Annotated in this window: 24 protein-coding genes; 9 read left to right on the top strand and 15 right to left on the bottom strand. The window is 39.3% G+C overall.

What is annotated here, in order from left to right; all coding sequences use genetic code 11:
* Positions 1–9: 9 nt before the first annotated feature.
* The 4 genes from rpsF to KP78_RS03225 all read right to left on the bottom strand — a co-directional run bounded on the left by rpsF (position 10) and on the right by KP78_RS03225 (position 3105).
* A complete protein-coding gene (gene rpsF, locus KP78_RS03240) occupies positions 10–300 on the bottom strand; it encodes a 30S ribosomal protein S6 (RefSeq protein WP_041086295.1) in 291 nt (96 codons plus the stop codon).
* A gap of 335 nt (positions 301–635) precedes the next feature.
* Entirely contained in the window at positions 636–1736 is a 1101-nt protein-coding gene (ychF, locus tag KP78_RS03235) for a redox-regulated ATPase YchF (protein ID WP_041086293.1), read from the bottom strand.
* A gap of 244 nt (positions 1737–1980) precedes the next feature.
* On the bottom strand, positions 1981–2178 hold the full coding sequence (locus KP78_RS03230) for a DUF951 domain-containing protein (RefSeq protein WP_041086291.1): 198 nt from the start codon (positions 2176–2178) through the stop codon (positions 1981–1983).
* A 12-nt stretch (positions 2179–2190) separates the two neighbouring features.
* Positions 2191–3105, bottom strand: coding sequence for a mechanosensitive ion channel family protein (locus KP78_RS03225; RefSeq protein ID WP_041086289.1), 915 nt, complete (start codon positions 3103–3105; stop codon positions 2191–2193).
* A gap of 229 nt (positions 3106–3334) precedes the next feature.
* On the opposite strand from KP78_RS03225, the gene yyaC reads away from it, so the two are divergent.
* Positions 3335–3907, top strand: a complete 573-nt coding sequence (yyaC, locus tag KP78_RS03220) for a spore protease YyaC (RefSeq protein ID WP_052474515.1) — start codon at positions 3335–3337, stop codon at positions 3905–3907.
* Positions 3908–4343: 436 nt separating this feature from the next.
* Here yyaC and KP78_RS03215 read toward each other — a convergent pair whose 3' ends face one another.
* The 11 genes from KP78_RS03215 to rpmH form a co-directional block, all read right to left on the bottom strand.
* On the bottom strand, positions 4344–5045 hold the full coding sequence (locus tag KP78_RS03215) for a DUF554 domain-containing protein (protein WP_041086288.1): 702 nt from the start codon (positions 5043–5045) through the stop codon (positions 4344–4346).
* A 105-nt stretch (positions 5046–5150) separates the two neighbouring features.
* Positions 5151–5990: a ParB/RepB/Spo0J family partition protein gene (locus KP78_RS03210; RefSeq protein WP_041086286.1), complete on the bottom strand. Its 840-nt coding sequence runs from the start codon at positions 5988–5990 to the stop codon at positions 5151–5153.
* The gene (locus tag KP78_RS03205; RefSeq protein ID WP_041086284.1) at positions 5983–6744 is read right to left on the bottom strand and encodes a ParA family protein; all 762 of its coding nucleotides are present in this window, start codon (positions 6742–6744) and stop codon (positions 5983–5985) included. Before KP78_RS03205 ends, KP78_RS03210 begins: the two co-directional genes overlap by 8 nt.
* Before the next feature lie 202 nt (positions 6745–6946).
* Entirely contained in the window at positions 6947–7798 is an 852-nt protein-coding gene (noc, locus tag KP78_RS03200; protein ID WP_041086282.1) for a nucleoid occlusion protein, read from the bottom strand.
* Between the two features lie 88 nt (positions 7799–7886).
* Positions 7887–8600, bottom strand: coding sequence for a 16S rRNA (guanine(527)-N(7))-methyltransferase RsmG (gene rsmG, locus KP78_RS03195; protein WP_041086280.1), 714 nt, complete (start codon positions 8598–8600; stop codon positions 7887–7889).
* 17 nt (positions 8601–8617) lie between these two features.
* Positions 8618–10507, bottom strand: coding sequence for a tRNA uridine-5-carboxymethylaminomethyl(34) synthesis enzyme MnmG (mnmG, locus tag KP78_RS03190; RefSeq protein ID WP_041087415.1), 1890 nt, complete (start codon positions 10505–10507; stop codon positions 8618–8620).
* 30 nt (positions 10508–10537) lie between these two features.
* The gene (gene mnmE, locus KP78_RS03185; RefSeq protein ID WP_327063154.1) at positions 10538–11947 is read right to left on the bottom strand and encodes a tRNA uridine-5-carboxymethylaminomethyl(34) synthesis GTPase MnmE; all 1410 of its coding nucleotides are present in this window, start codon (positions 11945–11947) and stop codon (positions 10538–10540) included.
* A 483-nt stretch (positions 11948–12430) separates the two neighbouring features.
* Entirely contained in the window at positions 12431–13051 is a 621-nt protein-coding gene (gene jag, locus KP78_RS03180) for an RNA-binding cell elongation regulator Jag/EloR (protein ID WP_041086277.1), read from the bottom strand.
* Complete coding sequence (gene spoIIIJ, locus KP78_RS03175) at positions 13048–13830, bottom strand: YidC family membrane integrase SpoIIIJ (protein ID WP_041086275.1); 783 nt, start codon at positions 13828–13830, stop codon at positions 13048–13050. The genes jag and spoIIIJ overlap by 4 nt, the downstream gene beginning before the upstream one ends.
* 122 nt (positions 13831–13952) lie before the next feature.
* Positions 13953–14309, bottom strand: a complete 357-nt coding sequence (rnpA, locus tag KP78_RS03170) for a ribonuclease P protein component (protein ID WP_041086273.1) — start codon at positions 14307–14309, stop codon at positions 13953–13955.
* Between the two features lie 73 nt (positions 14310–14382).
* The gene (gene rpmH / locus KP78_RS03165) at positions 14383–14517 is read right to left on the bottom strand and encodes a 50S ribosomal protein L34 (protein ID WP_041086271.1); all 135 of its coding nucleotides are present in this window, start codon (positions 14515–14517) and stop codon (positions 14383–14385) included.
* A gap of 590 nt (positions 14518–15107) precedes the next feature.
* On the opposite strand from rpmH, the gene dnaA reads away from it, so the two are divergent.
* The 8 genes from dnaA to KP78_RS03125 all read left to right on the top strand — a co-directional run bounded on the left by dnaA (position 15108) and on the right by KP78_RS03125 (position 25413).
* Positions 15108–16454 carry a chromosomal replication initiator protein DnaA gene (gene dnaA, locus KP78_RS03160; RefSeq protein WP_041086269.1) on the top strand — a complete coding sequence of 449 codons (1347 nt, stop codon included), beginning with the start codon at positions 15108–15110 and terminating at the stop codon, positions 16452–16454.
* Positions 16455–16654: 200 nt separating this feature from the next.
* Complete coding sequence (dnaN, locus tag KP78_RS03155) at positions 16655–17791, top strand: DNA polymerase III subunit beta (RefSeq protein WP_041086267.1); 1137 nt, start codon at positions 16655–16657, stop codon at positions 17789–17791.
* A gap of 155 nt (positions 17792–17946) precedes the next feature.
* The gene (gene yaaA / locus KP78_RS03150) at positions 17947–18168 is read left to right on the top strand and encodes a S4 domain-containing protein YaaA (RefSeq protein WP_041087414.1); all 222 of its coding nucleotides are present in this window, start codon (positions 17947–17949) and stop codon (positions 18166–18168) included.
* A 14-nt stretch (positions 18169–18182) separates the two neighbouring features.
* Entirely contained in the window at positions 18183–19301 is a 1119-nt protein-coding gene (gene recF / locus KP78_RS03145; protein ID WP_041086266.1) for a DNA replication/repair protein RecF, read from the top strand.
* Between the two features lie 14 nt (positions 19302–19315).
* A complete protein-coding gene (gene remB, locus KP78_RS03140; RefSeq protein WP_041086264.1) occupies positions 19316–19567 on the top strand; it encodes an extracellular matrix regulator RemB in 252 nt (83 codons plus the stop codon).
* Positions 19568–19638: 71 nt separating this feature from the next.
* Positions 19639–21558, top strand: a complete 1920-nt coding sequence (gene gyrB, locus KP78_RS03135; RefSeq protein WP_422723694.1) for a DNA topoisomerase (ATP-hydrolyzing) subunit B — start codon at positions 19639–19641, stop codon at positions 21556–21558.
* A 125-nt stretch (positions 21559–21683) separates the two neighbouring features.
* Positions 21684–24197 carry a DNA gyrase subunit A gene (gene gyrA, locus KP78_RS03130; protein ID WP_041086260.1) on the top strand — a complete coding sequence of 838 codons (2514 nt, stop codon included), beginning with the start codon at positions 21684–21686 and terminating at the stop codon, positions 24195–24197.
* Between the two features lie 88 nt (positions 24198–24285).
* Complete coding sequence (locus KP78_RS03125; protein WP_041086258.1) at positions 24286–25413, top strand: HD-GYP domain-containing protein; 1128 nt, start codon at positions 24286–24288, stop codon at positions 25411–25413.
* Positions 25414–25774 lie beyond the last annotated feature (361 nt).

The following is a 25774-nucleotide window of genomic DNA, read 5'->3' as shown; positions in this document are numbered from 1 at the left end:
TTTATAAAATTACTTTTCTTCTTCACGAATTGCCATGTGGCGGACGATGTCTTCGCTGATTTTAGCTAGACGATCGAATTCATTGATTGCTTCTGAACCAGAATTAATTTTAACAATTTGGTAGAAACCATCACGATAATCGTTGATTTCATAAGCTAATCTACGCTTACCCCACTCTTTTGATTCGATGATTTCCGCTCCGTTAGAAGTTAGGATTTCAGCAAAGCGATCTACTACCGCTTTCTTTTGCTCATCGTCCACATCTGGGCGGATAATATACATAATTTCGTACTTTCTCATCGGTCATTCACCTCCTTATGGTCTATGCGGCTCCTCAATATTGAGAAGCAAGGAATAATATTTACATTACTCACAATGTAGAATTATATCATAGGAGAGTTGGAAATACAATGACAGTTATATATTCAACATGAATTATTTTCATTCCCTACTCTGCTTCCTTTTATATATAAACCTGAATTTTTTAATATCGGATATTGACTTCTAAATAGTATCGAATCGATTCTTCTTTTCAAAAATCCGTGAGCGAAAAAGCTTCAACTTAATTGTCTGTCCGATTGTCAATTATAAAAAACCAGTTTTCCTATGAATGAAAAAACTGGTTTTCGTCTGATTTATACATTAAAACGGAAGTGAATGACATCCCCGTCTTTTACAATATATTCTTTTCCTTCTAGTCTAACCTTACCCGCTTCTTTTGCAGCGGCCATTGAGCCTGTCTCTGTAAGATCATCATACGACACTGTTTCCGCACGAATAAAGCCTCGTTCAAAATCTGAATGAATAATTCCCGCGCATTGAGGTGCTTTCATACCATGGCGAAAAGTCCATGCACGAACCTCTTGAACACCAGCAGTGAAATAAGTTGCTAATCCGAGAAGGTTGTATGTTGCGCTGATTAATTGATCTAATCCAGATTCTTCAATGCCGAGCTCTTGAAGAAACATCGCTTTCTCTTCATCGTCCAATTCAGCAATTTCTTCTTCAATTTTTGCACAAACAACAATTACTTCAGCATTGTCCTTTTCAGCAAATTCACGCACACGCTGAACATATTCATTGTCAGAAGCATCCGCAATTTCATCTTCTCCAACGTTTGCAACATATAGCATTGATTTACTTGTTAAAAGATGAAGGTGGCGAGCGATACGCTGCTGTTCTTCTGTCATCTCAACTGTACGTGCCGGGAGATTATTTTCAAGCGTTTCCTTAACAAGCTCCAATACTGTAAGTTCGGCTACAGCATCTTTATCCTTTTGCTTCGCCATTTTACCAACGCGAGCGATGCGTTTATCTACCGTTTCAAGGTCTGCAAGAATGAGTTCAAGGTTGATGACTTCAATATCATCGATTGGATCAACCTTACCTGAGACATGTGTAATATTATCATCCGCAAAGCAGCGAACAACCTGACAAATCGCGTCAACTTCACGAATATGGGATAAGAACTTGTTACCAAGACCTTCCCCTTTGCTTGCCCCTTTAACAATCCCTGCGATATCCGTAAATTCAAACGCTGTAGGCACTGTTTTCTTCGGCTGGACAAGCTCTGTCAATTTATTCAAGCGAGCGTCAGGAACCTCAACGATCCCGACATTGGGGTCAATCGTACAGAATGGATAATTAGCAGATTCTGCACCTGCTTTTGTAATTGCATTAAATAAGGTCGATTTCCCGACATTTGGTAAACCAACGATACCGGCTGTAAGAGCCATGTGCTTCACTCCTCAAAATTTCTTCTATCTATATTGTCCAAAGACATTCAATACGTTGTTTAAACCTCACACAATTATAGTGATTTACCAGCCAAAATACAAGCCTCCGGGATTCGTGCAAATGTTTCACGTGGAACCCTTTTACGATTGCGTTGACAGTCATTACTAAGCGATGATCTATAAATCTAATGAAACAAGCCACCTGACTCTCCCTATTCAAGGCTTGTCAAATGGCTTGCTTCATTTATTCCTCGTGCTTTACAAGGATTTTTTTCATCTTTCGTGAAAACTCTTTCCGGGGAATCATTACGCTATGCGAACAACCTTCGCACTTGATTCGAATATCCATACCCATACGGATAATTTTCCAGCAATTCGTTCCGCAAGGATGCTGTTTTTTCATTTCAACAACATCATTTAAGCCGTACTCCTTCTCTTCCACCTCTGCTCCCCCCTACTCACTTTCTGTTCTCTTCATTGCTTGACGCTCTGCTGTGTTCTCTGCTTCCTCTTGTCGTGAATACATGACCATACGAGGGAATGGAATTTCGATGCCATACTTATCAAAATGATTTTTAATCTCTTTCCGAAGCATCCTTGCAATATACCAGTGTCTCATTGGAGCCGTTTCAGCTGTTACCCGCATCACAACGTCCGAAGCGGCCAATGTTTGGATGCCCAAAAGCTCTGGCTTCATAATGATATCTTCGTATTTCCCTTCCAACGAATCCAAGAGTTCTAAAATGACCTTCTCCGCACGGTTTAAATCCTCTTCATATGCAATACTTATATCAACAACAGCAACACTATTATGGATAGAAAAGTTTGTTACTTCAGTGATATTTCCATTCGGTATTATATGTAATTCTCCGGTCCAGCTTTTTATCTTTGTTGTCCGCAAACCAATTTCTTCCACATTTCCCTCAGCCTGCCCGATTCTTACAACATCCCCTACAGAAAATTGATCTTCAAAAATAATGAAAAAGCCAGTTATAATGTCTCGCACTAAGTTCTGCGCACCAAAACCAACGGCCAGTCCAAGAATCCCAGCACCCGCTATTAACCCGCGAACATCAATGGTAAGAGCAGAAAGAACGGTCAAAATCGCAATAAAATAAATGACATAGGCAACGACATTCTCAAGCAGCTTAAGAAGCGTTAGTTCCCTTCTCTCAGAAAAGCGAAGCGGAGCTCGAGAACGAACTTTAAACACGTTTCGTATAATTGATTTTAATAATCGTACAACCAAACCAGCGAGAATGATGATAAAAATCACTTGAAAAGAAATCATGCCAATGGTTACCCAGGTTTCTTCATTCGCAACTAGCTGTACAAACCGATTCCATAGTCCATTAACAAATGTATTCATGTATGCTGCAACTCCTCTTTCTTTTCATATATAATAAGTCGTTCATACGTTATCGTCTATTTTATCAATTTAACCAACATAAAAGAATTAATAAAACCTCAGAAACACAAATTAAATGATTGTTCTTTAAAAAGAACGATAGATATTATATAATGAACGTCAGGTGATTAAATATTTGCTTATTGATCAATAATGATTTTCACTACACAGTGAAGGAGCAAACGCCATTATGCTGCCATCGATGTCTCATCAATATACACCTACTACATGCAGAAGTCATATTGAAGATCCATTAACCTCACATCGTCTGTCCAAGGAGTTAGTAACCCGCTATCCAACGGATTCTTGTCCTATTGTATTTGTCTGTGTCGGGAGTGATCGTTCTACAGGTGATTCACTTGGCCCATTAATCGGCAGTAATCTACAAAAACGAAACCTTCCTCATTTTCACTTATACGGCACATTGAAGGAGCCGGTACACGCATTGAATCTAGAGCAAACGATGACGACCATCTACGAATTTTATCCTGACGCATTTATTATTGGAATTGACGCATGTCTTGGTCAATATCGAAATGTTGGTTTTATCGAAGTTGGAGATGGGCCGATCCGACCTGGAGCAGGCGTGAATAAAAAACTGCCCGACGTAGGGAACATTCATATTATGGGAATCGTAAACGTTGGCGGCTTTATGGAAATGGCAATGCTTCAGAACACACGTCTATATTTAGTGACGGAAATGGCTTCCATTATTACAGATATAATTCATTATTCTAATATTCTTTATAGGAATAAAATTTAAGATAAAATGTAGCTGTACTATATGATTGATTAACTTTTTCTTAAATTCAAAAGGGCTTTTTAATAACGCTCTTTTGATCTGTATATTCTAAAATTAACTTGCGTAAGCATTTTTTAAAGGCTCTATAACTATTTTTTACTGGCTATGTTAAGGATCATTTTTTATTTTGGCATTATGTTGATTGGGGCGGATACGTGAGACTCCTGTAGGAAAAACGAGTCAAAGGGAGACCCCACAGGCGCATAGCACCGAGGAACGTCGGACCGCCCACGGAAAGCGAGCGCCTGAAGCGGTAATCAACAGGCAACTTAGACTGAATCTTTGTAATAAAAAGGGAGGGGCATTCACAATATTAAAAAATAATAAAACGTAAATATATAACATATACTTAAGTTAATGATACGTGAATGAAATTTCTATTAAAATACTAATTTTATTAGATATAATAAAGCAGTGTTACAATTGCTGCCACTACGACAATGCCCGGCAGCAAATTTGCCACGCGAATGGTTGTTAATCCTGCCAGATTTAATCCAATGGCAAAGATCATTACGCCTCCTGTAGCCGTCATTTCAATGATAAATTGATCCATTAAAGCAGCTGGTACGATAAGATCAATCTGAGTCGCAAATAATGCTATTAGTCCTTGATAGAACACAACGGGAATTGCTGAAAACATAACACCTATTCCAAGAGTTGAGGCTAATATAATGGAAGTAAATCCATCAATGATCGCTTTTGTATAGAGTACCGAGTGATCTCCGCGTATACCGCTGTCCAGAGCCCCAATCACCGCCATTGCTCCAATCACAAAGATTAATGTAGCAGTGACAAACCCCTGAGAGATGCTTGTCTCTGAATTTTTTCCGATTTTATTCTCAAGCCACTGACCAACTTGATTTAACTTATGATCAAGCCCAATCCATTCACCTAATACTGCACCTAGAACCAAGCTGATAATCACAATAAGAAAATTTTCACTTTGCAGCCCCATTTGCAGTCCTAACACAACAACGGCTAGTCCAATAGCAGACATCACAGTTGTTTTCATCCTTTCAGGGATACGATGCAGCCATTTTCCAATTAAAGTACCAAAAATAATTAAGAGTCCATTGACGATTGTTCCTAAAAGCACCATATAAGCAACCTCTTTCGTCCAAATAACGCTGTGCATCAGCAGTAAAACACGACCTAAAGGCACATTGTGCAACTAGATCGTGTTTTATTTCGTCTTTTGATTGTTTTACTGAAGAAGATCTAGAATACGCTCTAAATCCTCATCAGTCATAAATTCGATTTCAATTTTCCCCTTTTTCTGTCCCTTTTTAATGGCAACACCGGTACCAAAACGTTCTCTTAACAAGTTCTCTTGTTCTTTTAAATAGAGGTTTTGAGTTAATGGTTTCTTTTTTGTTTCACGTGAAACATTTTCATTTAGCTGCTGAACATAGTTCTCGAGCTGACGTACATTCATATTTTCTGTTATAACCATCTCAACAACTTCAGACAACAGTGATTTCTTCTTTAATCCTAATAAAGTACGTCCATGTCCCATAGTTAGGGCACCTTCAGTAATAAGCTCTTGGATTGGCTCAGGCAATGTCAGTAATCGCACATGATTTGCTATGTGTGGACGGCTTTTCCCTAGCGTTTTCGCAAGATGGTCTTGTGTAACATTAAGATTGCTCATTAGTGTTTCGTAAGCTTTTGCTTCTTCAATCGGTGTTAAATCCTCGCGCTGTAAATTTTCAAGTACTGCCAGCTCCATCATTTGCTGGTCCGACAATTCTCTAACAACAGCTGGGACATGCTGTAATTTTGCTTCCTTTGCCGCACGGTATCGACGCTCTCCAACAACGATCTCAAATCCTTTAATACTTTTTCTGACAATGATTGGCTGCAAAATACCATGTTGCTGTATTGATTTTTTCAATTCTTCAATTGCTTCCGGCTGAAATAACTTCCGCGGTTGATAGGGATTAGGGCGAAGATCTTTGAGCGAAAGCTCTTGTACCTGTTCATCCATGGATTGCGACACCTCTGGAAATAATGCATTAATGCCTTTTCCTAATCCTTTAGCCATTTTTAATCACTTCCTTCGCCAGATCAAGATAGACCTCAGCACCTCTTGATTTCGGATCATAGAGGATAACTGGTAATCCATGACTCGGTGCTTCACTGAGACGAACATTACGCGGAATAATCGTGCTGTAAACTTTATCTTGGAAGTATTTTTTCACTTCTTCAATAACTTGAATACCTAAGTTCGTTCTTGCATCCAACATCGTAAGAAGAACCCCATCGATCAATAAACGGTTATTCAAATGCTTTTGAACAAGGCGCACGGTGCTCAAAAGCTGACTTAACCCTTCCAATGCATAGTATTCGCATTGTACAGGAATAATCAATGAATCTGATGCAGTTAAAGCATTGATCGTTAATAAACCGAGTGACGGAGGACAATCAATAATAATAAAATCATATTGGTCTTGAATATCTTGAAGGGCTTTTTTTAACCTAACCTCTCTTGAAATTGTCGAAACTAGCTCAATTTCTGCCCCTGCAAGTGATATTGTAGCTGGAATGATCGAAAGGTTTTCAACAGTTGTTTCTTTAATGGTTAATCGAATATCAACATCATCAACTAAAATGTCATATATGCACTGCTCGACATCACCTTTGTTAATTCCAACACCGCTGGATGCATTTCCTTGCGGATCGATATCAACCAGCAGTACTTTTTTGCCAAGGTATGCAAGACATGCACTTAAATTGACTGAGGTAGTGGTTTTGCCGACCCCCCCTTTTTGATTCGTAATCGCTATGATTTTTCCCATGTCTTTCACCTATCCTTATGTGTCAAGCAACAAACGTATTTGAAGCGTTATGTCCTGTAGCGTAAACACCTGGACAAACCTTTTTACATTGTATTGACACTGCTTGTTCTTATTTTAACAGAATTCGAACTTGAAAGGTTATCAAACCATAGAAAAAGGTGAGAAACGCATGATAACCCGCTTCTCACCTGTTCTTTTACTATTATTTTTTCTTTGGTAGTTTAATTGTAATTTGATAATAGTCATCGAATTCTTGCTCTTCGGAATCAAGCTTCATACCGGAATCAGAGATCATTGATAAAGATTGACGAATAGTATTCACCGCGATTCGCACATCTTTATTAAATGCCCGCTTTCTTGGCTGACTCTTCTTTTCAGGCCCTTCAAGCAATTTTTGAACACGCTCTTCTGTTTGTTTTACGTTAAGCTGTCGTTCAATAATTTCTTCTAATAGCTTTACTTGAAGATCTTCATTTTTAAGCGGCATCAATGCCCTTGCATGTCGCTCTGTTATTTGTTTTTGAATAAGTATTTCCTGTACACGCTCTGGAAGCTTTAATAAGCGCAGCTTGTTTGCTACAGTGGATTGTCCTTTACCAAGACGTTGAGCAAGTGCTTCTTGTGTTAAATGATGAAGATCAAGCAGCTTTTGATATGCCATCGCTTCTTCTATTGGTGAGAGTTCTTCCCGCTGCAAATTTTCAATAAGAGCCACAGAAGCGGTCTCGGTGTCGCTTAAATTCTTCACAATCGCTGGTACCTTCTCCCAGCCAAGTGATTTCATTGCGCGCCATCTTCGTTCTCCTGCAATAATCTCAAACTGCTTTTCTCCACTTTCACGGACAACAATCGGTTGAATAATGCCGTGCGTATGAATCGTTCTAGCTAGCTCTTCTATTTTTTCATCATCAAATATTGTTCTCGGCTGAAAACGGTTTGGTAAGATTAGATGAATATCGATTTGTCTAACTTCTTCTTTTTCTTCCAAGGCTTCTGAATTTATTGGTTCATCCTTTTCGCCAAGGCCAAAGATCCGTGAAAACGGAGTCTTCATCAAGACACACCACCTTTAAGAAACTCGCATCCTCTATTGCCAAACCCCTATCTATGTTTCACGTGAAACATAGATAGAATTTTTCCCCTTACATGGGGGACTTATTAGGAGTCCCTGGCTTGCGTGGGTATTTTTTTGGCGTCGAGGATGATTTCTGAATCACGATGATTGAACGTTCACTATGCTCAACGGGAAGTTCAAAAGTATGAACCTCTCGAACCTCTCCACCTAGTATTTTTATGGCTTTTTTTGCATCGGTCATCTCTTCGGAAGCACTAGCTGCTTTCATCGCTGCAAATTGTCCATTTTTCTTTACAAGCGGCATACATAGCTCTGATAAAACAGAAAGTCTTGCAACTGCCCTTGCAGTAACGAGGTCATAGGACTCCCGATAACTTTTATTTTGTCCAAACGTTTCTGCTCGATCATGGTGAAAATGAACATTTTCTAGTTTAAGCTCTTCCGCTAAATGGTTAAGGAACGTAATTCGTTTATTCAAGGAATCAACGATTGAAACCTCAAGATGCGGAAAACAAATTTTTAATGGAATGCTCGGAAATCCGGCTCCTGCTCCAACATCACAGATGGTCAGCGGTTGTGTTAAGTCCATGAAAAAGCTTGCTGTGATGGAGTCATAAAAGTGCTTTAAATAGACTTCTTCACGATCTGTAATAGCGGTTAAATTCATTTTTTCGTTCCATTCAACAAGCAATTCATAGTATCGTTCAAATTGATCGAGCTGTTTTTGAGAAAGCTCAATGCCATTCTCTTTTAACAGCCGTTGAAATTGCTCAACATTCATAAATGGTCTCCTTTACCTCATTCACCTGATACTTTTGCTATACGTCCTTGCTCTATATAAACGAGTAAAATCGAGATATCAGATGGATTAACCCCGGAGATTCGGGATGCTTGTGCAATGGAAAGCGGGCGTACTTGGTTCAGCTTTTGACGCGCTTCGCTCGCAAGACCTGTAATCGCATGATAATCAATGCCATCCGGAATCTTTTTGTTTTCCATTTTTTTCAATTTACCAACTTGCTGAAGTGATTTTTCGATATAACCTTCATATTTGATATGAATTTCTACTTGTTCTTCTACATCCAAAGATAGCTCAAGTCCTGAAGGAGCTAGCTCTTTAATATGATTGTACGTGATTTCAGGTCGTCTTAAAAGGTCTGTTCCACGAATACCGTCCTTTAAAATACTGCTCCCTATGCTTTCCAGCAATGCTTGTGCTTTCTCATCCGGTTTGATGATGACTGCGTGCAGACGTTTTAACTCAGCATCAATCAATTCTTTTTTCTTTACAAAACGTGCATGACGTTCATCTCGTATTAACCCAATATTGTGTCCAATATCGGTTAAGCGAAGGTCTGCATTATCGTGACGTAACAATAAACGATACTCCGCACGGGATGTGAGTAAACGATATGGCTCATTCGTTCCCTTTGTCACCAAATCATCTATTAAAACACCAATATAAGCATCTGAACGGCTTAAAATGACCTCTTCTTTCTTAAAAGCACGGCGAGCCGCGTTGATTCCGGCCATTAATCCTTGACCGGCTGCTTCTTCATATCCTGAGGTTCCATTAATTTGACCTGCTGTATAGAGATTCGGAATTTTTTTTGTTTCTAACGTAGGCCATAGCTGTGTTGGTACGATTGCATCGTATTCAATAGCATACCCAGCACGCATCATTTGTGCTTTTTCAAGACCTGGAATCGATTCTAGTATTTTTTGCTGTACATCTTCTGGCAAACTTGTTGAAAGACCTTGTACATAGACCTCTTTCGTATTACGTCCTTCTGGCTCCAAAAAGATCTGATGACGCGGCTTATCGTTAAAACGTACAACCTTATCTTCAATTGATGGACAATACCTGGGACCTGTTCCTTTAATCATACCTGAATACATGGCAGAACGGTGTAAATTTTCGTCAATTATTGTATGAGTTTCTTCATTTGTATAGGTTAGCCAGCATGGAAGCTGATCTGTAATATATTGTGTTGTTTCATAGCTAAAGGCATGTGGTACATCGTCACCAGGCTGAATTTCCGTCTTGGTATAGTCAATGGTTTGACTATTTACTCGAGGCGGCGTACCCGTTTTAAAGCGTACAATATCAAAACCAAGCTTACGTAAATGCTCAGCAAGACCAATTGAAGCCTGTTGATTATTTGGTCCGCTGGAGTATTTTAAATCCCCAATAATGATTTCCCCGCGAAGGAATGTACCTGTCGTAATAATTGTCGTTTTCGAGCGGAAGGCAGCTCCTGTTTTGGTAATAACACCTTTACATTCGCCATCTTCAATAATCAATTCTTCTACCATTCCCTGCAGAAGTGTGATATTTGGTTCATTTTCAATTGTTTCTTTCATATCCTGCTGGTATAAAACTTTATCAGCTTGTGCACGAAGCGCACGGACAGCAGGTCCTTTTCCTGTATTAAGCATACGCATTTGAATATGGGTTTTATCAATTGTACGGCCCATTTGGCCGCCCAATGCGTCTATTTCTCTAACAACAATCCCTTTAGCCGGTCCGCCTACAGAAGGGTTACATGGCATAAATGCCACCATATCTAAATTAATCGTTAACATTAATGTTTTGGCTCCCATACGAGCAGCAGCAAGTCCTGCTTCTACTCCTGCATGTCCAGCACCAATCACAATTACATCATAAGAACCTGCCTCAAATTTTATCACGATGCATTCCTTCTTTCTTCAATTTCTTTATTTCCCAAGGCAGAATTGTGAAAACAACTGATCGATCAAACTTTCTTGAACTGTATCCCCTATAATTTCACCGAGGATCTCCCATGTTCTTCTTAAATCAATTTGTACCATATCTACTGGTGTACCTATTTCTGCTCCCTGAATTGCTTCTTCTATCGCTTGGAGCGCTAGGTGCAATAATGCAATGTGGCGGCTGTTTGACACATAGGTCATATCTCCAGCCTCTAGTGATCCTTCGAAAAACAGCGAAGCAATTGCTTCCTCAAGCTCATCTACCCCTTGTTCCTTCAGTAATGAGGTGGTAACAAGACGATGCTGAGCCGACAATTCCTGTACTTCCTTCATATCAATAACCCGTTCAAGGTCTGTCTTATTCACAATTACAATAACATCCATTCCGTTCACCGTTTCAAACAGGCGGCGATCCTCTTCTAACAGAGGTTCTGAATGATTTAATACAAGCAGGATAAGGTCTGCATCCTTTAATACCTTTCGAGAACGTTCAACGCCAATTCTCTCTACAATATCTTCCGTTTCGCGAATCCCAGCCGTATCAACCAGTCTAAGCGGCACTCCTCTAACGTTAACATACTCTTCAATAACGTCCCGCGTTGTCCCAGGTACATCCGTAACAATCGCTTTATTTTCATGTACAAGACTATTTAATAAAGAGGATTTCCCAACATTCGGACGACCAACAATAACAGTTGAAAGACCCTCACGCAGAATTTTCCCCTGTTCAGATGTTTCCAATAGTTTTTCGATCTGGCCTCTAACATACGTTGATTTTTCCATCATGACCTTCAATGTCATTTCTTCAACATCGTCATACTCTGGATAATCAATATTCACTTCAACCTGCGCCAAAATCTCTAAAATCTCCTGACGGAGCAACTTAACAAGTTTAGACAGCTTTCCTTCCATCTGCCCCATTGCTACGTTCATCGCACGATCCGTTTTTGCACGAATTAAATCCATCACTGCCTCTGCCTGTGATAAATCGATACGTCCATTTAGAAAAGCCCGCTTTGTAAACTCGCCCGGTTCAGCTAATCGCGCACCCTGTCGCAATACTAGCTGCAATACCCGGTTAACCGTAACAAGGCCTCCATGACAGTTTATCTCGATAACGTCTTCTCTTGTGAACGTCTTAGGTCCTCGCATTACCGATACCATCACTTCTTCGACAATCGTCTCTGTAGCTGGATCTACAATATGCCCATAATGAATAGTATGGGAAGGTACAGCCTGCAGCTGTTTATCTCCCATACCTCGAAAGACTCGATCTGCGATGGAAAAGGATTCATCTCCGCTCAATCGGACGATGGCAATCGCACCTTCTCCCATTGGGGTCGAGATCGCTGCAATTGTGTCAAACTCCACTCTCACCTCACCTCTTTCCTCCATATTTGATAACGCTCTATAAAACCCTATAATGTAGGGAAATAATTTTGATCCTCTAAATTCTTAGAATAACACATTTCACATCTGAAAAAAAGAAAATGAGTTGGTTTTATCCACAATTTATGGGATTGCCGAAAACATTTTATAATTATCCACATGTGAATAACTTCTCCGAGGCATTATATAGCGCGTGATTAAATTTTAAAAATTGAAGATGATTGAAAAAAATTTTTATGCACAGTTTTTTATAAATAAAGACAAATATTTGAAAAATATTAATTTAAAATAAAGCTCTTTTACACTCGCCTGTTGATTTCCTCTTCAGGCATTCGCTTTGCGCTTGTGGGGTCTCCCTTTGACTCGCTTCTCCCTCAGGAGTCTCACCCCTTCCGCTCCAATCAACATAGTGCAAAAATCACCAATGATCTTTAAACAAAGCCTAAAAGAAAAAATCCTCTTGTTATGATCGCAAGAGGATTTTTTCTTTTATTTTTTTGGTTGAATGATCAGGTAACGATACGGCTCTGTACCTTCAGATTGCGTTTCAATATCACGTCTATATGACAGTACGTTATGAATAATTTTTCGTTCATAAGATGGCATTGGTTCAAGTTTTACTGGGCGATTAGTACGAACTGCTTGTTCAGCCGTCTTTTCCGCTAACTGCTCAAGTGTTTCTTGTCTGCGCTCACGATATTGTTCTGCATTTAACATCACGGTCATATAGTGTTCCGCATGCTGATTTGCAACAAGTTGCGCTAAATATTGAAGAGCATTCAGTGTTTGTCCTCTTTTTCCGATTAAAAGAGCAATTTTGTCGCTTTCTAATTGAAAATGCACAATCTTTCCTTCTTTTTTAACCGATGTTTGAAGAGATAGTCCCATATGAAGACTAATATTCTTCAAGTATTGATCTACTTCTTCAATTGCATCTTTTCGTTTAATTACTTTCACTATAGCCTGACGCGACCCAAACAATCCAAGAAAACCTTTTTTTCCAGGATCAATTACTGTAACCTCTGCTCGTTCCTTTTGAATATTCAATTGAACTAAAGCTTCTGCAACAGCTTCTTCCACCGTAGCACCAGTGGTTGTAATTTCAGTCACTTTTTGGCTCCTCCTGTCGGTTGTACAGAACCTTCGGGCTTTTTGCCTGTTCCATTAATAATCAACGTTTGGACGATCATAAAGATATTTCCGACTACCCAATATAGAGATAGTGCAGAAGGGAAAGAGATCGCAAAAATAACGATCATAACTGGCATTAAATACAGCATAATTTGCAATTGTGGATTCATTCCAGCTGGATTTCCTGCCATCATGAATTTTTGTTGCAGGTATGTAGTGATTCCTGCTACAAGCGGTAGGATAAAGAAAGGATCTCGTTCTCCAAGATCAAACCAAAGGAAGCTATGGTTAGCAATTTCAGTGGTTCTGACAATCGCGTGATAGAACGCAATCAGAATTGGCATTTGCACCAATAAAGGAAAACAACCAGCTAAAGGATTTACACCATGTTTTTGGAACATAGCCATTGTTTCCTTTTGAAGCGTTTGCTGCGTCTGTGCATCCTTTGAAGAATACTTTTCTCGTAACTTCAACATTTCTGGCTGAATTTCCTGCATTCTTTTTGTGTTTTTTGTTTGTTTAATCATCAATGGCAGTAGAACAAAACGGATCAGAAGGGTCACGATAACAATTCCAAGACCAAAGCTGCCTCCTGTCCATCCAGCAAATGACGTAATAAGCCATGACAATGGATAAACAAAATACTTATTCCATATCCCTTCACTATCGGATGTGATCGGCTGATTAATTTCCATACATCCAGTTAAAAGGGTTACTAGCCCCACAATTAACATGAGGGGTAATATTCGTTTTTTCACCCAAAGGTTCCTCCTTATATTCAAATTCAAAGCACACCAAACGTAATTGTAACACGTTTTCATAATGATGTAATGGCTCGCTTTTAGGTCTTTGTGAAAAATTCTTTTCAATTATGGCGTGTTTATTCGATCACTCCACGCTTGTCCAATACCTTTGATTTCCCCATAACGTGAACAAGACTACTTTTGGTTTGGAAAAAGTCAATATCTGCTGCAGGCTTCCTCGCGATAACAATATAATCAAAGTCTTGCTTTAAATGAGGCGTTAATTCTAAAAATGCTTGACGAATGTATCGCTTTACTTGGTTACGAACAACTGCGTTTCCAATTTTTTTGCTTACTGATAATCCTAACCGAAACGCAGATTGCTTCTCTTTTTTTAATCGGTAAAGGACAAATTGGCGGTTAGCCATTGACGTACCGTGACGAAAAACTTGCTGGAATTCAGGATTTTTTTTTATTCGCTGTTCTTTTTTCATGCTAACACCTTCAATTAGTTAGTCCTATTTAGCCATTTATGTGAAAAAAGACCACTGAGTGGAATCAGTGGTCTTAAGCAGACAATACTTTTCTTCCACGTAGACGGCGACGAGCTAGAACCTTGCGGCCATTTTTCGTGCTCATGCGTGCGCGGAATCCGTGTACTTTACTTCTTTTACGCTTATTTGGTTGGTACGTACGTTTCATGAATAACACACCTCCTATTGATCATGTCTGGATGATCAAGTTACAGACATTCTAAATAATTATATAGAGTTCACATATCAAATGTCAATATTCATTTCATACAACCTCTATATCATACCAGAAGGCTACGCTCACTTCAATAGAGAATATTTTTTTCTTTTTTTACTCAACATTATTAATAACAATGTTTTAAAAAATCCTGTGGATAAATTTTCGACAATATTTTTATTATCCACATCAGCTATCGACAGCTTTTGCACAGGTCCACCGCTTGTGGACAAACATTATACAGTTGTGTAGTATCTTGTGGATAAACAGAATGAGACATTGCATATCAACGGATTTTCTGATATTATAAGTGTGTTTTCACTCTGAATAAGTTCTACCCACAATTAACATTATCCACAATTGTGGATAGCCTGTGGATAATTTTCTGCACATGCATGGAGAAAATTGTCCACAGGCTATGGATTGTGTCGATAAATGCTCAGTCCGTCTATTAATGCCTATTCATTAAAATGAATATATATAACATCGTTACAGAAATAATGTTTTTCTGAAAAACTATCTAGGATAGGAGGGGTAGCTAATTGGAAAATATCACTGATCTCTGGAATCATGCGCTGCAAAATATAGAGAAAAAAATCAGTAAGCCAAGTTATGAAACATGGCTAAAATCAACGAAAGCATTTTCATTACAGCGTGACACACTTACAATCACAGCTCCAAATGAGTTTGCAAGAGATTGGTTAGAAGGACATTATTCTCAATTAATTTCAACCGTGTTAAAAGAAGTAACAGGAGAAGAGCTGCTAGTAAAGTTTATTATTCCTCAAAATCAAGACAACGATAATTTTGATTTCAATTCGCAGCCTAAAAAGCCAAGAAAAGATGATGATCCACAGGAATGGTCACAAAATATGCTAAACCCCAAATATATGTTTGACACTTTTGTCATAGGATCTGGCAATCGCTTTGCACACGCAGCTTCGCTAGCCGTAGCGGAAGCACCAGCAAAAGCCTATAATCCACTTTTTATTTACGGGGGGGTAGGGCTCGGTAAAACTCACTTAATGCATGCAATTGGACACTATGTTCTCGAACATAATCCATCTGCAAAAGTGGTATATTTGTCTTCTGAAAAATTCACTAATGAGTTTATTAATTCGATTCGTGATAATAAAGCTGTCGACTTCCGAAATAAATATCGAAATGTTGATGTTTTACTTATAGACGACATACAATTTCTTGCCGGAAAAGAACAAACGCAAGAGGAATTTTTCCATACTTTTAATACACTTCATGAAGAAAGCAAGCAAATCGTTATCTCTAGTGACCGTCCGCCTAAAGAAATCCCTACATTAGAAGATCGTTTACGCTCTCGTTTTGAATGGGGATTAATAACAGATATCACACCTCCTGATCTGGAAACGCGAATTGCGATATTGCGCAAAAAAGCGAAAGCAGAGGGACTTGATATACCTAATGAAGCAATGCTTTACATTGCCAATCAAATAGATTCCAATATTCGAGAATTAGAAGGGGCTCTCATACGGGTAGTTGCATACTCTTCACTCGTCAGCAAGGATATAAATGCAGATTTAGCTGCTGAAGCACTGAAGGATATCATGCCAAGCTCGAAGCCAAAGGTCATTACCATTTTAAATATTCAGAAGACTGTTGGTGAACATTTTAATATAAAACTCGATGATTTTAAGGCAAAAAAGCGGACAAAGTCCGTTGCTTTCCCCCGACAAATTGCCATGTATCTTTCAAGGGAAATGACTGATTTCTCTTTACCAAAGATAGGAGAAGAATTTGGAGGACGTGATCATACAACGGTTATACATGCGCACGAAAAAATCAGAAAATTACTTGATCATGACGTATCTCTTAGACAAGAAATAAAGGAAATCCAATCAATACTTCAAAAGTAAAGCTTAGCTAGGTTGTGAGTAAATGTGAATAATAGTTACACGTTCAAACACATCTTGTCCACATGTTGAAAACTCGTCAAAACAAGTCATTAATGTGGTTATCCACATATCCACAGCGCCTACTAGTACTACTATTACTTTTAAAGACTTAAATAATTATTATATAGCACTAGAAAATGAACATTTGGAGGCTACGTAAAATGAAATTCCAGATTCAACGTGACCGCCTTGTAAATGGCGTAAACGATGTCATGAAGGCTGTTTCATCCAGAACAACAATCCCAATATTAACCGGTATCAAAATCATGGCACATGAAGAAGGTATAACCTTGACAGGCAGTGATTCTGATATTTCCATTGAATACTTTATTCCTAAAGAGGAAGATGGAAAAGAAATTGTTGATATCCAACAACCAGGCGGAATTGTTCTACAAGCAAAATTCTTTGAGAGCATCGTTAAGAAGTTACCAATGGATACAGTGGAAATTGAAGTACATTCCCATCTTCAAACCGTGATTCGATCCGGAAAATCTGAATTTAATCTAAATGGACTAGATGTATCAGAGTATCCTCATTTACCACAGATTGAAGAAGAAAGTGTGTTAAGAATTGCCACAAATCTCTTGAAAACAATGATTCGGCAAACTGTTTTTGCGGTGTCCACCTCAGAAACACGCCCTATCTTGACAGGTGTAAACTGGCACATTGAAAATGGGGATTTAAATTGCGTCGCTACAGATAGTCATCGTCTAGCAATGAGAAAAGCACCAATCAGCGGGGGAACTGGCGAACTTAGAAAAGCGGTAATCCCTGGTAAAAGCCTAAACGAATTAAATAAAATTTTGGACGATAATTCAGATGAGCTTGAAATTGTCATCACAGAAAGTCAAATTCTATTTCGCGCTAAACATGTACTGTTTTTCTCCAGATTATTGGAAGGAAACTATCCCGATACTTCTAGACTTGTTCCATCTGATAGCAAAACCACTTTGACTGTTGGTGGTAAAGAATTTCTTCAGGCTATTGACCGAGCATCTCTTTTAGCACGTGAAGATCGAAATAATGTTGTAAAGCTTTCAATTACAGCCGATGGATCGGTAGAGCTATCCTCTAATACTCCCGAAATCGGCAAGGCTGTCGAAGAAGTACCATGTGAAACGATTGAAGGAGATGATTTAAACATCTCCTTCAGTGCAAAATATATGATGGATGCCTTGAAAGTATTAGAAGGGGCAGAAACCAACATTCAATTTACGGGTGCTATGAGACCTTTTGTTCTTCGTCCAACAGGCGATGACTCAATTCTCCAGCTGATCACACCTGTTCGAACATATTAGTCATCCCGCCCTCTGTTTTTAGTGAAAACAGAGGGTTTTATGTTTCATCATGTCACAACCGCAGAGATTCTTTCATATATGCAATTTTTCTTTGTTTTCATCTGCGATATTGGTTAAAATAAGATATTAGAGAAAAAATGAAAGTAGTGAGCGAAATGAAGGAAATTATTACCATTAATACAGAATACATCACGCTTGGCCAATTTTTAAAGCTTGCAGAGGTTATACAAAGCGGGGGAATGGCAAAATGGTTTTTGAGTGAGCACGAAGTATTTATTAATAACGAACTTGATCAAAGACGCGGACGTAAGCTGCGTAATGGGGATGAGATTCAAATTCCAAATATGGGTACATATGTGGTGAAGTCAAACGAGTAGAAGGATGTTATAGCATGTATATTGAACAGTTGGAGCTTGTCCATTATCGTAATTATGAACGTTTAACTGTGGAATTTGATGATAATGTCAATGTGATCCTTGGGGAAAATGCACAAGGAAAAACTAACGTGATGGAATCCATCTATGTTCTTGCTATGGCAAAATCTCATCGAACGTCCAATGATAAAGATTTAATACAATGGGAATCAGAGTATGCTAAAATAAAGGGTAGAGTGATGAAACAGCACAGCTCGCTCCCTTTAGAGCTAACAATCTCTAAAAAGGGAAAAAGAGCAAGACTCAATCATTTAGAACAATCCAAACTCAGCCAATATATTGGAAATATGAATGTTGTCATGTTCGCGCCCGAAGATCTCCACTTAGTGAAGGGGAGCCCTCAAGTAAGGCGTCGTTTTATTGATATGGAAATCGGTCAGATCTCAGCTGTCTATCTTCATGACAGCAATTTGTATCAAAAAATACTGCAGCAGCGCAATCATTATTTAAAACAGCTGCAATCTAGAAAACAGCATGATCGAACGATGCTGGAAGTTCTAACTGATCAATTTATTGAAATGGCTATAAAAATTGTCCATCGTCGTTTTCAATTTATAAAATTGTTACAGCAATGGGCAGAGCCTATTCACTCAGGGATTTCCAGAGGACTTGAAACACTTGAAGTTGTTTATAAACCATCAGTTGGTGTGACAGCTGATCAAGAGCATGCAGCAATTGAGGCAGTATTTCGGGGGAAATTTGAAGAACTGCAAGAGCGTGAAATTGACCGCGGCGTTACACTGATCGGTCCGCATCGTGATGACCTGCAGTTTCTTGTGAATGGACATGATGTTCAAACCTTTGGATCACAAGGACAGCAGCGAACTACTGCCTTATCCATTAAATTAGCTGAGATTGAGCTGATTCATGCAGAAATTGGCGAGTATCCAATTTTATTACTCGATGATGTACTTTCAGAATTGGATGATTATCGACAATCTCATTTACTCAACACGATTCAAGGAAAGGTCCAAACCTTCGTTACCACCACAAGTGTCGAAGGAATAGATCACCGCACCTTGAATGAAGCCACAACGTTTATAGTTGAGAAAGGGAGCATGATGAAGCGAACGTGAGGAGGCATTCCAATATGTATATCCATATAGGAGAGGACGCTATGGTGAGAATGGGTGACATTGTTGCAATTATGGATGCACAGTCGCTTGAGGCGTCTCAAATCATGGAGCGCTTTTTGAAGGACAACGATTCCGCAATTGTTGATCTGTGTAGAAATGGCTGCAAATCAATTATCATCACTGATTTTAAAATTTATTTATCACCACTTGCTTCTGCCACTCTAAAAAAACGAACGGAAAAAATGTCTAAGCCAATTTTTAAATAATGTGAGACGAGCATGCGTGGGCATGATCAGAGAAAGTGTAGGTGAATCACGTGGCAACAGAAGAAACGCAAATTCAGCAGCCAGCTTATGATGAAAATCAAATCCAAGTCCTTGAGGGTTTGGAAGCGGTCAGAAAACGACCTGGTATGTATATTGGTTCAACGAGTGCCAGGGGTCTGCATCATCTTGTGTGGGAAATTGTGGATAATAGTATTGATGAAGCATTAGCAGGCTACTGCGATGAAATTAAAGTAATGATTGAAAAAGATAATTCTATTACCGTGGAAGATAACGGCCGAGGAATACCGGTAGGAAATCATGAGAAGATGGGACGACCAGCAGTAGAAGTGATTATGACTGTACTCCACGCTGGAGGTAAATTTGGCGGAGGCGGTTATAAAGTCTCTGGTGGTCTTCACGGAGTAGGTGCGTCCGTTGTAAATGCTCTATCAACGAAGCTTGAGGTATTTGTTCACCGTGATGGTAAAATTTACAATCAAGAATATAGTAAGGGTGCACCAAGCTATGACCTTAAAGTCATTGGTGAAACAAACCGCACCGGGACCGTTACTCGTTTTAAACCGGACCCGGAAATTTTCACTGAAACGACTGAATACGACTTTGATACACTAGCCAATCGTATTCGTGAGCTTGCCTTCTTAAATCGTGGTCTAGCAATTTCGATAGAAGATAAGCGCGTAGAAGATGGAGAAGCGGTTAAATTGAAAAGGTTCCACTATGAAGGTGGAATTAAATCATATGTTGAGCATTTAAATCGTTCGAAGGAAGTTATTCATGAAGAGCCTGTTTTTGTAGAGGGTGAACGTGACGGTATTTCCATAGAGATTTCTTTGCAGTACAACCAGGGGTATACAAGCAGTATCTATTCGTTTGCCAATAATATTAGTACCCATGAAGGCGGAACACATGAATCCGGCTTTAAAACTGCGTTGACACGAGTGATCAATAATTATGCCGCTCGCAACAACCTGCTGAAAGATGCAGATGCCAATCTTTCAGGAGAGGATGTTCGAGAAGGATTGACTGCGATTGTATCAATCAAACACCCGGATCCACAATTTGAGGGCCAGACAAAAACAAAGCTTGGAAATTCAGAAGCTCGAACAATAACGGATTCGCTATTCTCCGAGCACTTTGAAAAGTTTTTGATGGAAAATCCAGGTGTCGCCCGTCAAATCATTGAAAAAGGAATGATGGCAGCCCGCGCTCGCTTAGCTGCAAAAAAAGCACGAGAGCTGACAAGACGTAAAAGTGCACTTGAAGTATCCAGCCTGCCGGGTAAGCTTGCAGACTGCTCATCTCGTGATCCGCAAATCAGCGAATTATACGTTGTTGAGGGTGACTCAGCGGGAGGTTCTGCAAAACAAGGACGGGACCGTCATTTCCAAGCAATCCTGCCGCTTCGAGGTAAAATTATTAACGTAGAAAAAGCGCGTCTTGATAAAATACTATCCAATAATGAAATCCGGGCGATTATCACCGCTCTTGGCACTGGGATTGGGGAAGACTTTGATATTGCTAAAGCGCGTTATCATAAAGTAATCATCATGACGGATGCTGATGTGGATGGAGCTCATATTCGAACGCTTCTGTTAACATTCATCTATCGGTATATGAGACAAATTATCGAAGCAGGGTATATTTACATTGCTCAGCCGCCTTTGTATAAAATTACGCAAGGAAAAACCATTCATTACGCATACAATGACCGCGAAATGAATCAAATTATGTCTACTCTTTCGCAAACCCCTAAACCTGGGTTGCAGCGTTATAAAGGTCTGGGCGAGATGAACCCTGAACAGCTTTGGGAAACAACCATGAATCCTGAATCACGTACATTGCTGCAAGTGAGTCTCGAGGATGCGATTGAAGCTGATGAAACCTTTGAGATTTTAATGGGAGACAAGGTTGAACCTAGACGCCAGTTCATTGAAGATAATGCGATGTATGTTAAGAATCTTGATATTTAATTAACAGGATAGGCGCTTTGCTCTATCCTTTCTTTTCTTTTTCGTAAAGTGTTCTAATACCTTTCCACCACCATTAAAAAGTGCTGCCATACGGCAGACTTGTTGAATAAGGAGGTTCCAGTAATATGGCCGAAACGCCAAGGTCTAATGTCCAAGAAATTAATATTAGCCAGGAAATGCGTACATCTTTCTTAGATTATGCTATGAGTGTAATTGTGGCACGAGCTCTTCCTGACGCTAGAGACGGTTTGAAGCCGGTTCACCGTCGTATTTTATATGCGATGAATGATTTAGGTATGACTTCTGATAAAGCATTTAAAAAATCAGCACGTATCGTTGGTGAAGTTATTGGTAAGTATCACCCGCATGGTGATTCAGCCGTTTATGATACGATGGTTCGAATGGCGCAGGATTTCAGTTATCGCTATATGCTTGTCGAAGGGCACGGGAATTTTGGTTCTGTCGATGGAGATGCAGCTGCTGCGATGCGTTATACAGAAGCGAGAATGTCCAAGATTTCTATGGAGCTTATTCGAGATATTAATAAAGACACCATTGATTATAAAGATAATTATGATGGTTCTGAGCGTGAGCCAGCTGTCTTGCCTTCCCGTTTTCCCAATCTATTAGTAAATGGGTCAAGTGGGATTGCTGTTGGGATGGCGACCAATATTCCACCTCATCAGTTAGGTGAGGTCATTGATGGACTGCTTGCTTTTAGCCGTCACCCTGAAATCACAATTTCAGAACTGATGGAGTTTATCCCAGGTCCTGATTTTCCAACGGGTGCACTCATCCTCGGACGAAGTGGAATTCGCCGTGCCTATGAGACGGGACGCGGCTCCGTCATTCAGCGCGCAAAGGTTGAAATTGAACAAAAACCAAACGGCCGTGAAACTATTCTCGTTCATGAGATTCCGTATCAAGTAAACAAAGCGAAGCTGATTGAAAAAATTGCAGAGCTTGTTCGCGATAAGAAAATCGACGGCATTACAGATCTGCGAGATGAATCAGACCGTACTGGAATGCGAATTGTTATTGAAGTCCGCAGAGATGCCAATGCCAATGTACTATTAAATAATCTTTACAAACAAACTACTCTTCAAACAAGCTTTGGAATTAATATGCTGGCGTTAGTTGACGGACAGCCAAAAGTTTTAAATCTGAAAGATGCACTTTATCATTATTTAGAGCATCAAAAAGTCGTCATTCGCCGTCGAACAGAATTTGAACTGCGCAAAGCAGAAGCACGCGCACATATTCTCGAAGGATTGCGTATCGCCCTTGATCATATCGATGCCATTATCGCATTAATTCGCGGATCACAAACCGCGGATATTGCTCGACAAGGATTAATGGAGCAATTCTCTTTATCTGAAAAACAAGCACAGGCTATTTTAGATATGCGTCTGCAGCGTTTGACAGGTCTTGAACGCGATAAGATCGAAGAAGAATATCAGGCTCTTGTTGCCTTGATTGCCGAGCTTAGAGATGTATTAAATGACGAAGAAAGAGTTCTTGAAATCATTCGTGAAGAGCTGATGGAAATTAAAGAACGCTTTAATGATAAACGACGTACTGAGATCACAACTGGCGGCGCAGAAATGATTGAAGATGAAGATCTTATTCCACGTGAAAACTTGATCATTACGTTAACTCATAATGGTTATATTAAACGTTTGCCTGCTTCTACTTACCGCAGTCAAAAACGCGGAGGACGCGGTATTCAGGGAATGGGGACAAATGAAAATGATTTTGTCGAACACCTATTAACCACGTCAACCCATGATACGATCCTTTTCTTTACCAATAAAGGGAAGGTTTATCGAACAAAAGGATACGAAATTCCTGAGTATAGCCGGACAGCTAAAGGCTTGCCGATTATTAACCTTCTTGAAATTGAAAAGGATGAGGTCATTAATGCGATGATTCGTGTAGAAGAATTCAGAGAGGATTCTTTCTTCTTCTTCACAACGAGATACGGAGTGTCGAAACGCACACCTGTTTCTGATTTCGCCAACATTCGGACAAATGGACTCATTGCCATCAATTTAAAAGAAGGCGACGAACTTATTTCTGTTAAACTGACAAATGGTGAAAAAGAAATTATTGTTGGCACTAAAAATGGCATGCTCATTCGTTTCCCAGAAGGAGACGTTCGTTCAATGGGCCGTACTGCAACAGGAGTGAGAGGAATCAACTTAAACGATGACGATGTTGTTGTTGGAATGGAAATCCTCGAACCAGGTAATAATATTCTTGTTGTAACGGAAAAGGGTTATGGAAAACAAACGCCTGAAGAGGACTACCGTGTACAATCACGCGGAGGTAAGGGTATTAAAACCTGCAACATTACCGATAAAAATGGTAAGCTTGTTTCTGTGAAAGCAGTAACCGGTCAAGAGGATCTAATGTTAATTACAGGACAGGGTGTACTTATTCGAATGGATGTAAGCGACATTTCGCAGACAGGCCGTAACACACAGGGCGTTAAGCTCATTCGTCTTGGCGATCAGGAATACGTTGCCACTGTAACGAGAATTGAAAAGGAAGAGGATGTGGAAGAAGAATTAGAAGAGTTGGAAGAACAACTTGATTCTGAAAACACAGCCGCAGATCCTTCAGCAACTGAAGAATAAAGATTTGGAGAAAATAGGAACGAGGGATTCCTGTTTTCTCTTTTTTTGATAAAATAAAAAAGTAAGTAGCTTTTGTGAGGTGGGCTTGATGAATATAAGGGTTAAGGATTTAGAAGAAGGGTGTATCATTTCAGAGGATGTACTGGGTTTAACCAATAATCCGCTTGTCCGCAAGCGTACAGTGATCTCCGCGGTTCATATAGAAGTGCTGGAAGCTTTTCAAATTCAGCAAGTTTCTGTACTCAGTAGAAAAAATGATGGTACAGCTTTGTCACCTGAAAAAGATCTAAAACAAGAAGCACTCACACAGGGGGATATTAAAAGCCATCACTCTATGTCCGAGGATTCTACACAACCTCAACAGGATTTTGATGAGATGTATCAGGCAGCAGTATCATTTTATAGAACAGAATTTTCTAACTGGCAGGCTGGAACTAAAGTTGACATAGTTGCTATTAAAAAAATGATTTTACCGCTAGTACAGCAAGTTGAATTAAATAAACAGCATCTTTACAATCTTCATCATCTATCCAACGCGAAGAACTATATTGCTCATCACTCTGTTGCGGTCGGGATTATTAGTAGTCTCTTAGCAAGAAAAATTGGCTGTGACCAAGCCTTTTGTATACAAATGGCTATGGCTGGTGTGCTAGCGGATGTTGGTATGGCAAAAATGCCGAATTCCTTACTTACAAAAGCAACCTTATTAACAAAAGATGAAAATATTGAAATAAAGAAACATCCTGTCTATAGCTATCAGTATGTGATGGATACTCCTCTTTTGAAAAAAGAGATGAAACAAGCAATCTATCAGCACCATGAACGATTTGACGGGAGTGGCTATCCAAAAGGTGAAAAAGGAGATCAAATCACATTGTACGCTCAAATTATTTCAATTGCTGATGTGTACCATGCGATGACTTCTGAACGGCTGTACCGTGCCAAACAGTCACCTTTTAAAGCATTAGAAACGATCTTGGAAGATGAGTTTGGAAAGTTTGATATTGTTGCAGTAAAAGCACTTCAAGAATTGATTGGTAATTTGGCAATAGGAACAAAAGTCGAGCTTTCTGATGGTAGAATTGCAGAAGTAATTTTTACACAGCCAGATTATTTGACTCGTCCTATGGTTAAAGATGTGGAATCAGGAGAAATAATCGACCTTACTCGACATAGAAAAATATATATAGAAGGAATTAAATCCTTCACGGCTTGAATGGTTGTCTTTAGGAGGACTCGTAGTATCGAGCCCTCCTATTTAAAAGGATCTATCAAGCGGTAATGATGACATGAATAGTCAGTGGGAAAAAGAATGAAATTTTATTAAAAAAATAGTTGTATATGCTAAATAAACGTGATATATTATTAAACGTCGCTGAAAACAACGACCAGCATAATAAATAAACAACAAAAAAGAATTTCAAAAAGTTGTTGACATAACAATCGATAAAATGTTATGATAGATTGGTCGCTTGAGAGAGCAACGCAATGAGAAACACCTTGAACCTTGAAAACTAAACAACCTAAAACGTCAACGTTAATTCTTGATTTAAGTAACATTTAAGAGCTACATCAAA

This window comes from Jeotgalibacillus soli (genome assembly GCF_000829435.1).
Classification (GTDB): Bacteria; Bacillota; Bacilli; order Bacillales; family Jeotgalibacillaceae; genus Jeotgalibacillus; species Jeotgalibacillus soli.
The sequence above is the reverse complement of the archived record's forward strand: the minus strand, read 5'-3'. Positions and strand labels throughout refer to the sequence as shown.